This is a genomic window from Colwellia sp. BRX8-7, assembly GCF_014077275.1.
Classification (GTDB): domain Bacteria; phylum Pseudomonadota; class Gammaproteobacteria; order Enterobacterales; family Alteromonadaceae; genus Colwellia_A.
Window position 1 is genome coordinate 115,789 of record NZ_JACGVP010000008.1, and the last position, 14,039, is coordinate 129,827.

The following is a 14,039-nucleotide window of genomic DNA, read 5'->3' on the forward strand; positions in this document are numbered from 1 at the left end:
ACAAATATGCGTACTAAAACTAAAGAATACTTTCTAGAGTAACTTCAATCATTTCGCCAAATTTTAACTGACGATCTTCTGCTGACATTTTTTCGCCCGTTTTAATATGATCACTTACTGTTAGCAGGCATAGCGCTTTTTTACCTAATTCAGCGGCAACGCCATAAAGACCAGCCGCTTCCATTTCTACCGCAAGAATGCCATATTGTTCTAACTTCGCGAATACTTCAAATTCTGGTACATAAAACAAATCAGCTGAAAAAACATTACCTACTTTCGGCGTTTTGCCTAAACGCTTCGCGGTGCTAACCACTTTTTCGAGTAACTCATAGTTAGCTATAGCCGCAAAATCATAATTATTCAATCGTTGACGATTAACATTAGAGTCGGTGCTGGCACCCATAGCAATAACGATATCTTCAAGTTGTATATCGTCACGAATTGAACCACAGCTACCAACACGAATAATATTTTCAACGCCATAATCTCGGTAAAGCTCAGTCGCATAAATAGACATCGAAGGGATCCCCATACCTGAGCCCATCACTGAAATACGTTTACCTTTGTATTCGCCCGTGTAACCAAACATATTTCTAACTTCGGTGACCTGTTTAACATTGGTTAGGTAGTTGTCTGCGATGAATTTTGCACGTAAAGGATCACCCGGCATGATAACCGTTTCGGCAAAATCTCCGACATTAGCTGAGATATGTGGTGTTGGCATAATAAATTTTCCTAATAGTTCAGAGATGTTTTAATTATTTTATAGCTATTTATTTTCACATAATAGAAATAACCTGACACCAGTGTCAAGTAAAATCATAATTCTGCTAAAATTAAACCCTAAATTGACTATTAACTTTATTGTTGAAATAGCTTATATTTGCCACCCTGGTAATAAATGCTGCAAAGATGATTGATTAATATGCCAATAATAAAGAATCAACAACCAAACACGTCATCAACTGGGCGGGTCAGAAAAAAGAATCAATTGATCATTTTAAAAGCTGCCGAGCAAGATTTCTTAGAGCATGGTTTTAAAGGGGCATCAATAAAAGGCATTGCTGAACGCGCCGGTATCCCACGAGCAAATGTTCATTATTATTATAAAAATAAAGAAGCTATTTACTCTGATATATTATTAGAAATTCTTAGCTTATGGGATTCATCCATTATTACCTCGACTGAAGAACCTGCTAAAGTCTTAGGTGATTATATTCTTGCTAAGGTGATGTATTCAAAAACCAATCCTGAAGCATCTCGGATATTTGCTGGTGAATTTATCCACGGTGCTCCTCGCTTGCAGGAATACTTAAAAACCAGTTTTAAAACTTGGATAGATGAGGTTAAAGCGACTATTGAAGGCTGGATTAAGCAAGGTAAAATGGACCCAATTGATCCACTTTATTTACTCTTTACTATTTGGGGAGCCACGCAACATTATGCTGATTTTGCCCCACAAGTTAACGCAGCCATGGGTAAAGATAAGTTAAGTAATGAAGACTTTGAACAAGTGGCTAAAACCCTTACCCAGATAATTCTTAAAGGTTGTGGTATCAGTAAGTAAAAAATTTACACTGATAGATATTAACGTAGACGTTCAATATTACGCACTAATGCCTTGAAAGACAGGATGTCTGAGAGAGACCATCCTTAACATCGTCTCTCTTTCACATCCATGTGACCGTGACATACCGTTGACGTACATGGATGCACTAATGCCTTGAAAGACATGACGTCTGAGAGAGGCCATCCTGAACATCGTCTCTCCTTCACATCCATGTGACCGTGACATACCGTTGACGTACAGGGATGCACTAATGACTTGAAAGACAGGACGTCTGAGAGAGGCCATCCTGAACATAAAAAAGGCATTTCACTTTTAAAAATGAAATGCCTTAACGTTACTTTGTTAGCTAATACTTTAAAAGCTATGAATAAGAGAAGTTCCCTTAATTAGTTACCCCAGATACTGTCAACATATTCAGGGTGGTCAACAAAAGGATTACGGTTGCCTTGATGACCAAGTGCCGCTTCATTTCGATCTATTTCTTTTTGACTGACCGGGTCATTGGTATGCCAACGTAATAACATTTCTAATTGCCATAATTCAAAAACTTGATTACTACTACCATCTAAAATAGCATCACCATACACTGAATTATTCTGCCAGCCGCCAATCAAGTTTTCATAACGCGTCGCCATGTAAAATTGTGCGCGGGCTAAATCACCTTTAAATTCATCAATGGGTTCAAACACAGTACCGCTATAACCTAAAGTCGTGGTTGCTGAGCCTAATTTACTGTTATTAGTTGAAGTAAAAGATGCTGTGGCAACTTCACCGTAAGGGTAACCACCGCGTTTCGAATTAACAAAGCCGTCGGTTGCATAGATGTGATGAACATCAGAGTTCATTGGCTCTACTTTGCCGCCAAACCAGCTTTTTGGGAAAGTATGTTCTCGATTATAACAACCGCCTTCACCGCTATAATTACCACACTGATCGGTGACTTTAATAAAATTATAATTGTCACTCACCAGCGGATTTTCAGAATATATATCTAATATAGAGCCATCATTTTCAAAATAAACATCCAAAGAATGGTTTTCATAGAAGGTCCATAGCGCTGAATAGCCCTGATTTGCATGATCTTTGATTAAATTATAAAGCTCTGTTTTTAACGGGTAACCTGATGTCGAGCTAATGCCGTCATAATAGGTACCAGAATAAGTGCCTGAGCCACTGCCTCCTCCACCCGGAATTCCGCCTGTGTTACCTAAAGTAAAGGTTTTGGTTTCACTACTGTTGAAGTCACCACCGTTAATTAATGCAGTTCCGGCAAGAGAAAATTCATAAGAGCCATTGCCGTAAGTACAGCAAATACCATCACCATAAGTATCATTAATGGTAAAAGTATAATCATCATCGGCTAAACAATAACTTTCATTATAGCTGGTCGAACTTTCGTAGTTATTACCACTAGCAACTTCTTGATTACTCGTGTTGGTTAATGTCCAACTAGTTTCGTAACCGTAATTATCTGTGGTTAAACTAAAAGTCACATTATTGGTACTGCAACTACCTGTCCCACCGCCCGATGCTTGAGTAGGTTGAAAATAGTCAACATAGACAATTTCAGAACCATCAAAACCGGCAATGTCGTAAAAACGTAAGCCAACAGCAATATCTGACGTTGCGCTTGCGGTATAACTATGGGTAACTTGTTGCCATTGATTAACTAGACTTTCATTCGAGTAGCCCTGATAGCCATCGATATATAAACGCGCTTTAATACTACCTTCTGTATGGTAAACCCAAACAGAAAATTCGTAAGTTTGCCCTGCAACAACACTAACCAGTTGTTGAATGTCGGTAGAACCTTGTGTACCGGTATTAACGGTAATTTCAGCTGAACTCAAACCTTCTTGAAAAACAGTGGTATTTTTATTCACGCTAATACCAGAATCAATCGTCGTCCAACCCGAGGGGGAGCCTGCTAACCATGTTTCAAAGCTTCCATTATTAACGTCTGCAACAGCATAGTGGCTGGTAGCACAGAGTAATAAAGCAGCAATATTATTTTTATAGTTCATTTATATACCTTATGTTTTTATTAAATAATGGTAACACTCCCTATATTATCCATAATGCTTGCAACTCCGTAATAAAACCCGAATAAAACGTACACAAATACAGTGCAAATTTGACACGACACCAAGATAAATAATCTTAACCAAGTAGTCAACAAATAACAAAAAGTAATAGTGCAGATTGTATATTAATACCACAGCATAAATTATTATCTAATGGCTGTGGCATTACTTTTAAATTATTATTACCAAACGTTAACTTTTTTAACAACCTCATCAACAGTAAAGATAAAGTACGCCATTAATACTTTACCCAGAGCTGACTCTCAAAACGACTAAGACCAACAACGCCGCCACTTAAACCGACATACTTTCTCAAAAAATTGCTATGGCGGCTTCAATTCCAACAGGTTTAGTCAAAGCGACTGGCAGTACTTATTCTTTATAATCGCTACTTTGCTCATCAAATATATTGGTTGATGGCATAGAAACAACTTGTACTTTTTGTCCTTGCGCGGTCAGTACTTTGCCAGCATTGAAAGTAAGTTCAACTTCATAGCCTGTCACAATTAAGATAACCTCTGGTGCCCCTTTACAAGTGGTTAATACGCAGGCACCTTTTTTCAATATTTGCTAACTGTGATTCACTGCGGGGTATGGCTGATAAATTTTGACGTGAAAAAATTAATGCACTGGTGATTTTTAAACGCCATTTTCCAAACAACAGTAGATTCAGTGGCATCACAAGGACGCCAAGTTGTCAGGTTAGGTGTAGTAGGTAAATGGGTTAGTTGTTCTATCGGTTAATGCGTTGGGTCATCTTCTCCTTGCCCAAAGGAAACATAGCATTAGTTAATTTTTTACGTGGCAAGAGGGTTACTCCTACTTTAGGTTTCATTGTTTATGATACTATTATTTAAAATATTATTTTCTTGTCCAATTGGTCAAGAAAAACTTGACACATATGACAAGATAGTATTATTTTAATGATGACTCTATAGAAGAAAAATGCTGCTCGATATTGAAAAATATTGCTAAATAAAGCTTAAGAGTAAAAATAATTATTTGAAACGTTGATTATTTTATAGAGATTATTTGAACTAACGGATCACTGATATTTCAATGAAAATGTTACAGAATAACGTTGGTTCTTTTTAAAAACTTAGGGAACAAATATAAAATGAACAAACTAAGACTGTCAAAAATAGCCAGTGCGATTGTGATCGCTGTTGGCTTATCGACTTCTGCAATGGCTGCAGATACCTCGTCTTCAATGCGAGGTAAAATTCTAAGCCCTACGGGCGAAGCCGCTAGTAATGTTAAAATCACCGTTATTCATGAGCCTTCAAAAACTAGCCGTGAGTTTATGACAAATGCCACAGGTACCTTTACCGCTAAAGGTTTACGTGTTGGTGGTCCTTATACTGTTATTATTGATTCAGACACATATAGTGATACCACTTTAGATAATATTTTTCTTAATCTTGGTGATACTCATCGTATTAGCCAACAACTACAAGCAGATAATATTGAACGTATTCAAGTAACAGGCTCAAGTTTTCTTCAAAAATCAGGTGGTTCAAGCAGTATTTTTGGAGCAGAGCTTATTCAGAATACGCCAAGTTTTAACCGCGATATTAAAGACATTGCCCGTTTAAACCCATTAGCAAGTATTAATGGTAACGGCGAGTTAATTATTGCTGGTGGTAACCCACGTTCAAACAGTTTAACCGTTGATGGTATTGGCCAGAATGATGACTTTGGACTTAACTATGGTGGCTACCCAACAGAGCAACCACCAATATCGTTAGATGCTATTGCGCAAATATCAGTCGATGTGTCACCATTTTCAGCACAAAAAGGTAACTTTGGTGGTGGTACCATTAATGCAGTTACTAAATCAGGATCTAATGAATTTAAATTTTCAGGCTTTGCTGAAACTTCAACACCGGATATGGCTGGTGATGTTCAAACAATCGATATAGCAACTGAAGTTTATTATACTGATTCAGACGTTGATAAAAAGAACCCCAGAGTACGTAATATATTAGATGATGATGACCATCAAACATTTGTTACTAAAACGGTTGCCCCTATTAAAACACAATCACGTTTTGGTTTTAACGTTGGCGGCCCTATTATAGAAGACAAACTATTTTTCTTTGTTAACTATAGTAACTGGTCTAGTGAGTTGGCCATGGATTATGGTTTCCAAGGCAGCGGCGCTACCCATGAATACGATATTTCTCAAGAGCAATTTGATGACTTCAATACAATTTTAGGTGATGTTTATGGCCGCACTGATTCTTTAGGTGGCGATCAAGAAGACACCAATGAAACGTTATTAGCTAAATTAAGCTGGAACATCAATGATGATCACCGACTTGATTTCACCTACCAATGGCAAGATGATCAAGATGAGCGAAATGCCGGTACCGGTGGTACAACCGTTAGCATGGCATCAAACCGCTATACTTATGCAACTACATTTAATAACTTCGCCACTAAAATTTATTCAGACTGGACTAATGACTTCAGTACTGAAATGGGCATAAGCTACAAAGATGTTGCAACAGATAGCAATACTAATAGTGATATCGGTGAAATAACCGCTATTACAGAATACCGTGGTCCACAGTTTGTTTTTGGACAAGACCAGTTCCGTCATGCCAATGAATCAGCCACTCAAAACCTGACATTGTCGTTAGATGCGACTTACTTGATGGATGACCATGAAATTAATTTTGGTCTCCAATATGAAGATTTAAACTTATACAACTTATTTGGGGCTAATTCACTAGGGTCTTGGGAGTTTGCAAGCTTTAAAGATTTTGCCGCACGTGATTTAGCTAGATATGGCGAATTTACTTATCAAAATTCCTATACCGGCGATACTCAAGACCTTGCTTACGATGTTTCACGTAGCCAACTATCCTTTTATATTGAAGACAACTTCGACCTAACAGACGATATCAATGTTACTGCAGGTGTTCGTTATGAACGATTATCATCAAGCGACAAACCAACACTTAATAGCAAATTTCAAGAAACTTACGGTTACACTAACCAGGAAAATCTTGACGGTTTAGATATTATTTTACCACGGGTTAATATTGAATGGAGATTCTCTGAAAAACTAACACTTTCTGCGGGTATTGGTCGTTTTCAAGGTGGTATCCCAAATGTTTGGTATAACAACCCATTTCAAAATGACGGTATTACGCTGGTTGCTGCATCAAGTAAAGTGGTTGAAGATTATTATAAAGATAGACTTGTTGAGATTGACTTCAATGTTCCTAGCGAAATAATCAGCTCACTTGAAAAAGGCGCTGGTAGTACAAACTATACTGACCCGAATTTCAAACTCCCTTCAAGTTGGCGTAGCCGCATTGCCGCAGATTACACTTTTGACATTGATGGCTTAGGCGAAAACTTTAACTGGTCAACAGAGTTGATGTACCATGTTAAAGAAAATGAAGCTGTTTGGAAAAATACCGCATTACTTTATCCTATTACCGCTGCTGATGGTGAACGTCTAATCTATGAAAGCCGTTACACCGGTGATGTAAAGGATAACTTTGATATTCAAATGACTAACGCGCAAGGCAATGGTCGCTCTATTATCTTCTCAACAGCGTTAGCAAAGCGTTGGGACAATGGCTTAAGTATGACTATGTCTTACGCTCATCAAGATATCGAAGAAAATCACGCAGGCTCATCATCACGCGCACAAAGTAACTACAAAAATAATGTTGTTAAAAGCCGTAATCTTGATTTCGTTGCTCGTGGTAATTATGAAGTTGAGCATAACCTAAAAATTAACTTAGGCTATGAAACTGAGTTTTTTGCCGGTTATAAAACCAATATCAACTTATTCTTTGAACGTCGTTCAGGCCGTCCATTTAGCTGGGTAACAGGTAACTATCAAGATGAAGACTTAGGTGATACTCGCGACTTTTATTCAAACTCGGCTTACTTAGCGTACATTCCAACAGGTGCTGATGATCCAAATGTAAATTGGACCGATTCGGGAATGAAATGGAACGAGTTAGAAGCGCTTTTAGACCGAGCAGGTATTAGCGAACGAGGTGAAATTCTTGACCGTAATACTGGCACACAACCTTGGGTAACAACGATGGATCTAAGCATTAAGCAACAGATCCCAGGTTTTGCAGAAGGTCATAAAGGTGAAGTATTCTTGATGGTCAACAATTTTGCTAACATGTTAAATGATGACTGGGGTGTTGAAAAGCGAATGGGCTATCCACAACAAGCTATTTATGATTTTGCTGGTTTAGATGGTGATGGTAAATATAAAATAGATAAAGTTTATAATGGCTCTGATACTCGCAGTTACGATCGAACAGTATTAGGCTCATCTGGTTGGCAGATGAAGGTAGGTATTAACTACAAATTCTAATACCAATCGGTAAAACTGCTTAATAACAGTTTTGTATAAAAATCGAACGGCTTTGATTTAATTCAAAGCCGTTTTTTTATTTTACGGCTAACTTTTAACTGATAAGAATGCTCACAAATATCATTACCTGCTGGGGTTTATCTAGTGGTCCCCAGAAGAATAAGCTTATGTTTTAATTAATTTATATTTTAAGTAATACAGAGGGCTGCAACCATACCAACGTTTAAATGCGCGATTAAAAGAACTTTGATCGTTAAAACCAAGTTTTAAGGCGATAGTACCTAAGGGATATTTACCCATATAGCCTTGTAACCGCCTTTTGCGTTCGCTTTCAAGTAAATAAGCAAACGAGGTCTGTTGTTGTTTTAACTGACGTTGCACCGTTCGAACTGTCATGTTTAAAGCACTTGCTGTGCGTATTAAATTGCAATCGTCCAAATCATTTTTAGCCATTAGGAGATGGCTTATTTTCTCGGCTAAGCACTGTTGGCTTTTAAAACCTGACAATTGCTGCGCCGATACTTGTTTAAGTGCTAAATTAATAGCGGCGTTATCAGTTTTAAAAGGCAGTGCTAAATAGCTACTAGGAAAGATAATTTGATTATATTGTGCATTAGTTTTAATCGGGCAGTTAAACCAATCAGCGAGTCTCTTTATTTCAATATCAGGCCAAGACTCAGTAAAAAAAATATAACTAGGTGAAAGCTGGGAGTTAAGCAATTGGCGAATAACACTGACCCAAGCCGTCATATTACGTAAAATAGCCTGCGGGCTGCAGCTTGCGTCTGGCAACCATCGAATAATAGCAATATCTTCTTGTTGTTCAAATTCAGCCTTGCCGATATCAGCGACCAAACGGTCATAAATTAACAGCGATGAAATTGCGCTTGCTAAATTATTACTCGATTCGATGAGATAACCCAGCACACCAAAATCGGCGGCTCTGATCTGCTGACCTAATTTAAATCCAAAAATTGGCTCATTTAGAGTCTGTTGCGCATAATCAAGCAGTGCATTATAACTGCCTAAACTAATGCGAGGCGCTAACTGTTGTGCTTGCTTATTAGCGTATTCATCAAAGTGTATCGCTGACAAAACGCTTTGACTCTCTAAACCAAGCGTTTCAAGGTAATCAAGGCAACTTGTATAATAATGATCGGCCAACGTAGTCATTTGTCACCTAAAGCTAAAAAATGGTCATCTATGAGCAAGTCTGCCACGGAAGTTTTTTTTATACTAGTGGTAATTATCAAGAGTGGTGCGTTGTAACTATGATCTCAATAACCTTAAAACAGAATATCAATGCAACGCCGCAACAAATTTGCGAGACCTTGCTAGAGCATCATCAATTAAGTCGTTTTTTTGATGCAACTTTTAGCCTGATTCAACCACAAAATAAAGATGAACTAAAAGGTGGTAAAGGCGCTATTAGGCAAGTAAAAATCAGTGGCATTAAGTTTTCTGAGCGTATTATTAGCGCTGACCATCACCACATAAGTTATCAAATAATGGGTAATAAACCCGTTGCAGAGCATCGCGGCGACATTTATTTTAATGAAAATACTTTGGCTAAAGATAGTAGCATCCCAGCAACCACTGAAGTTACCTACCATATTAGCTGCAAAGCCCCCTGGTGGTTACCTAGCTTTATACTGGCTTTTTTTATTAGAAAAGATTTAGTGCAAGCACTTAAAAAATTAGCGTTACACTTTAAAGGTGACATGGTATGTCCATAGAAATTATTTTACTGGCGCTAAGCCCAGTCTTTATTATTTTTGTTACGTTAGAATTTATTAAATATCGCCGTTATTACGATATCAAAGACAGCTTCGCCAACACGGCACTGGCTCTGATGCATCAAGGTGCAGATGCTGTCGCCTTACTGATTTTAATGCCCTTTTTTTATTGGCTTTATGATTATCGACTATTTGATATAGCGCTAACCCCTATCAGTATTTTTGGCGCCTTTATCTTGCAAGACTTCTTGTATTATTGGTTTCATAAGGCATCTCACCATATTCATTGGTTATGGGCCGCGCATGTGGTTCATCATAGTTCGACCAAAATGAACTTTACTACCGCCTTTAGACAGAGCTTAATGTATCCGCTTGCCGGTATGTGGCTATTTTGGTTGCCAATGATATTACTAGGTTTTGACCCCATTACCGTATTTACTGTAGTGGCACTTAATTTAGCTTATCAATTTTTTGTTCACACTCAAGTTGTGAATAAGTTAGGGTGGTTCGAAAAAGTATTTAATACCCCATCGCATCACAGGGTTCACCATGCAATAAATGCAGGTTACCTGGATAAAAATTTTGCTGGGGTACTGATTATTTGGGATAAATTATTTGGCACCTTTGCCGAAGAAGAATCAGAAAAACCTTGTAAATACGGTATTGTTGGACAACTGCACAGTAATAATCCACTGACAATTACCTTTCATCAATGGCGTTATTTAATAAGCAGTATGTTGACCAGTAAAGGCATGAAAGCAAAACTGAAGGTACTCTTTGGTTATCCGACCAGCTCCGTTAAAGAGAAATAAGTGAGATAACCGCTAAGCTTTGCTGGTTCTTACGACTAAGCAACAACACCTTGCTCAAAAGCACTTGAGATAATGGCATCATCATAGTTAAGCATATCCTTTAAAACAAAGTAGGTATGCTGTCCTAACTCGGGTGCTGCACTATGGTATTGCAGAGGTGTCGCCGACAGATTAATGGGTGATGCCACAACATCGATTAAATCGCCATCATCGTTTGGCAGTTGCTTAACCATAGCTCGGTGTTTTATTTGAGGATGGTCAAATACTTGCTCTAGGGTATTTACCGGCCCACAAGGTACTGATATCAATTCAAGTTGCGCTATCCACCACTGCGTTGTTTGTGTCTTAATTTTTTTAGCCAATGTCGACACCACATCGTCTCGATGAAGAACCCGTTGAGCATTCGTGCTATAGCGGTCGTCTGCTGCAAACTCGTTTAGCTGACACAAATGACAAAACCTTGAAAATTGGCTGTCATTGCCGATGGCTAAAATTAAGTCACCGTCTTGGGTGGTAAACGTTTGATAGGGCACGATGTTTGGGTGTGCATTACCTAATCGAGGTGGGTTTTCATTAGTGGTTAAGTAATTCATCGCTTGATTAGCCAGCATTGCTGTTTGAACATCAAGTAAAGCCATATCAATATATTGACCACACTTGGTGTGATGCCTAGCCATAAGAGCGGCTAAAATAGCGTTACAGCTATATAGCCCGGTCATAATATCCACGACTGCAACCCCAACCTTCATTGGACTGCCTTGCTGTTCACCGGTAATACTCATCAGGCCACCCTCGCCTTGTATCATGGCATCGTAACCGGGTTTGTGAGCATAAGGACCCGTTTGCCCATAGCCAGTAATTGAACAATACACCAAATTAGGATTAATTTTTTTCAACTCAGCATAATCTAAACCATATTTAGCTAAATCACCGACTTTAAAGTTTTCAATAAAAACGTCTGACTGCGCCACTAAATCTTTAATGATCTGTTGACCTTGCTGACATTGAATATCAATGGCAATAGATTTCTTGTTGCGATTAGCACAATGAAAGTACGCCGCTTGTGGCGGTTGACTGGCTGTTTGGGGTTTTACAAAAGGAGGCCCCCAAAAGCGGGTGTCATCACCTACTTTTGGCCGTTCAACTTTTATCACCTCAGCCCCCAGATCAGCGAGCATTTGCGAGGCCCAAGGCCCCGCAAGTATCCGGCTTAAATCGACTACCTTGATACCCGCTAATGCCGATGGAGGGTTTGCGTTTGTAAAAGTATCTGTCATTAGCAAAAAGCTTGTAAACCGGTAATGGCTCGGCCTAAAATAAGGGCATGCACATCATGGGTACCTTCATAGGTATTAACCGCTTCAAGATTCATCATATGGCGAATAACCCCATACTCATCACTGATGCCATTGCCACCGTGCATATCACGTGCAACACGAGCAATATCAAGCGATTTACCACAATTATTACGTTTCAATAGTGAAATTAATTCAACCGGACATTGATCCGCATCCATTAACCGTCCCATTTGTAAGCAACCTTGTAGACCAAGACTTATCTCAGTTTGCATATCGGCAAGTTTCTTTTGAATTAATTGGTTAGCAGCCAAGGGGCGACCAAATTGCTCACGGTCTATCGTGTAAAGTCTTGCGGCATTAAAACAGAACTCTGCAGCCCCTAAAGAGCCCCAAGCGATGCCATAGCGCGCTTTATTTAAACAACCAAAAGGCCCTGCTAAGCCTTTAATCTCTGGGAACATATTTTCATCGGGTACAAAAACGTTATCCATAACAATTTCGCCAGTGATTGAAGCACGTAAAGAAAATTTGCCCTCGATTTTTGGTGCTGTTAACCCTGTCATACCTTTTTCAAGCACAAAGCCGCGAATTATTCCTTCAAACTTTGCCCAAACAACAAACACATCAGCGATAGGCGAATTGGTGATCCACATTTTACTGCCCGTTAAAGCATAGCCACCCTCAACTTTCTTGGCGTGCGTGCTCATTGAAGTAGGATCACTACCTGAATTAGGCTCAGTTAACCCGAAACAACCCACCCATTCGCCGGAAGCAAGTTTAGGTAAATATTTCATCCGCTGCTCTTGTGTACCATAGGCATAGATAGGATGCATAACGAGTGATGATTGCACACTCATCGCGCTACGATAGCCACTGTCAACGCGTTCTACTTCACGAGCGATTAAGCCATAGCTAACATAATTAACTTCACTGCCACCATACTTAGCAGGCAAAGTAGCCCCTAGTAAACCCAATTGACCTAATTCACGCATTATTTCTCGGTCAAAATGTTCATGTCGATTTGCTTCGAGTACTCTGGGCATCAATTTTTCTTGGCAATAATCATAAGCGGTATCGCGTATCATACGCTCTTCTTCGGTTAATTGATTATCAAGGAACATCGGGTCTTGCCAGTTGAAAGGCGTTAATTTGTCGCTCATCAGGTAACTCCATTAGTAGGCGGTTATGCGCTAAAGTTTATATTTATATGTTAACTCTATCCTCAAAATAAAAATAAATATAATATATAGTTATTATATTTATCATAACTTTTACTTATCGGTAGGCTTAATATGAATTTAAAGCGTTTAGCATATTTTTGTCAATTAGCCTTATTAGGCAATTTTACTCGGGCTGCACATAAAATAGGTATTGCTCAGCCAGCATTGAGTATAGCTATTCAAAAGCTAGAACAAGAGGTTGGTTTGAAGCTAATTAATCGTACCGATAAAAACTCCTTATTAACCGCTGAAGGTGAAGTGCTCTATAAACTGGCAACACAATTATTAAGCCAAGCAAAACAAGTTGAATTAGAGTTAGAAGAACTGAAAGATTTAGAACGAGGTACCATTCGCTTTGGTGTTTCCGCGATGATGGGCTCATATTATTTTCCGAAAGTATTAACGGCATTTAAGCAAAAGTATCCAAAAATAAAAATACACTTGATTGACCAAGGCACAGCGGCACTCGAGAAAATGTTAATGAATGGCGAACTCGACTTAGCCTTGATCCGCGGTGATTTAGAGAATCAACAACTGCGTTATACCGAACTTATTGATGAGGAAATTGTTGCTGCTATGGCGATTTCACACCCGCTAGCAAAAGAAGAAACTTTATCATTGGCACAATTTTGTCAAGAGCCGCTGGTGTTGTTTCATCAAGGTTATTTTTTACGTGAAGTGGTTAGCCACTATGCAAAAGCGCATAACTTATCATTAGACATACGTATGGAAACGAATCTTATTGAACTGCAAAAATCATTGGTTCGCAATGAAGTCGGTATCACCACCTGTTTATCGCGTATTTTGCAAAATGAACAGCAGATAACATCAATTCCGTTTGAACCAAAACTCGCCTTTAAATTGAGTTTGGCATGGAAAAAAGATCATTACCTTTCTAAAGCGAGTAAAGCTTTTATGACTTGTTTAACCTCTACTCTCGATCCCATCAACTAAGTATTTTT

At 38.7% G+C, this 14,039-nt stretch carries 11 protein-coding genes; 5 read left to right on the forward strand and 6 right to left on the reverse strand.

All coding sequences use genetic code 11. The annotated features are described in order from the left end of the window. Positions 1-19 precede the first annotated feature (19 nt). Positions 20-724 (reverse strand): purine-nucleoside phosphorylase, encoded by a 705-nt coding sequence (gene deoD, locus H4J57_RS09705; protein ID WP_182215970.1) that lies wholly within the window; start codon positions 722-724, stop codon positions 20-22. 267 nt (positions 725-991) lie between these two features. On the opposite strand from deoD, the gene H4J57_RS09710 reads away from it, so the two are divergent. Next, positions 992-1,567 (forward strand): TetR/AcrR family transcriptional regulator, encoded by a 576-nt coding sequence (locus H4J57_RS09710; RefSeq protein ID WP_259366833.1) that lies wholly within the window; start codon positions 992-994, stop codon positions 1,565-1,567. Between the two features lie 389 nt (positions 1,568-1,956). Here the strand turns inward: H4J57_RS09710 and H4J57_RS09715 are convergent, their stop codons facing one another. After that, positions 1,957-3,594, reverse strand: a complete 1,638-nt coding sequence (locus tag H4J57_RS09715) for an endonuclease (RefSeq protein ID WP_182215966.1) — start codon at positions 3,592-3,594, stop codon at positions 1,957-1,959. A 432-nt stretch (positions 3,595-4,026) separates the two neighbouring features. After that, entirely contained in the window at positions 4,027-4,218 is a 192-nt protein-coding gene (locus H4J57_RS20045; protein ID WP_259366834.1) for a transketolase-like TK C-terminal-containing protein, read from the reverse strand. A gap of 553 nt (positions 4,219-4,771) precedes the next feature. On the opposite strand from H4J57_RS20045, the gene H4J57_RS09725 reads away from it, so the two are divergent. Then, positions 4,772-8,011 carry a TonB-dependent receptor gene (locus tag H4J57_RS09725; RefSeq protein WP_182242640.1) on the forward strand — a complete coding sequence of 1,080 codons (3,240 nt, stop codon included), beginning with the start codon at positions 4,772-4,774 and terminating at the stop codon, positions 8,009-8,011. Between the two features lie 165 nt (positions 8,012-8,176). Here H4J57_RS09725 and H4J57_RS09730 read toward each other — a convergent pair whose 3' ends face one another. Next, positions 8,177-9,184 carry an AraC family transcriptional regulator gene (locus H4J57_RS09730; RefSeq protein ID WP_182222433.1) on the reverse strand — a complete coding sequence of 336 codons (1,008 nt, stop codon included), beginning with the start codon at positions 9,182-9,184 and terminating at the stop codon, positions 8,177-8,179. A 98-nt stretch (positions 9,185-9,282) separates the two neighbouring features. Here H4J57_RS09730 and H4J57_RS09735 point away from each other — a divergent pair, with 98 nt between their 5' ends. Next, positions 9,283-9,747, forward strand: coding sequence for an SRPBCC family protein (locus H4J57_RS09735; RefSeq protein ID WP_182242641.1), 465 nt, complete (start codon positions 9,283-9,285; stop codon positions 9,745-9,747). Beyond that, positions 9,738-10,559, forward strand: a complete 822-nt coding sequence (locus H4J57_RS09740) for a sterol desaturase family protein (RefSeq protein WP_182242642.1) — start codon at positions 9,738-9,740, stop codon at positions 10,557-10,559. Before H4J57_RS09735 ends, H4J57_RS09740 begins: the two co-directional genes overlap by 10 nt. Positions 10,560-10,594: 35 nt before the next feature. Here H4J57_RS09740 and H4J57_RS09745 read toward each other — a convergent pair whose 3' ends face one another. Next, the gene (locus H4J57_RS09745) at positions 10,595-11,836 is read right to left on the reverse strand and encodes a CaiB/BaiF CoA-transferase family protein (RefSeq protein ID WP_182215955.1); all 1,242 of its coding nucleotides are present in this window, start codon (positions 11,834-11,836) and stop codon (positions 10,595-10,597) included. Next, the gene (locus H4J57_RS09750) at positions 11,836-13,017 is read right to left on the reverse strand and encodes an acyl-CoA dehydrogenase (protein ID WP_182242643.1); all 1,182 of its coding nucleotides are present in this window, start codon (positions 13,015-13,017) and stop codon (positions 11,836-11,838) included. The genes H4J57_RS09745 and H4J57_RS09750 overlap by 1 nt, the downstream gene beginning before the upstream one ends. Before the next feature lie 132 nt (positions 13,018-13,149). Between H4J57_RS09750 and H4J57_RS09755 the strand changes: the two genes are divergently transcribed. Further along, positions 13,150-14,031, forward strand: coding sequence for a LysR family transcriptional regulator (locus H4J57_RS09755; protein WP_182215951.1), 882 nt, complete (start codon positions 13,150-13,152; stop codon positions 14,029-14,031). Positions 14,032-14,039: the final 8 nt, after the last annotated feature.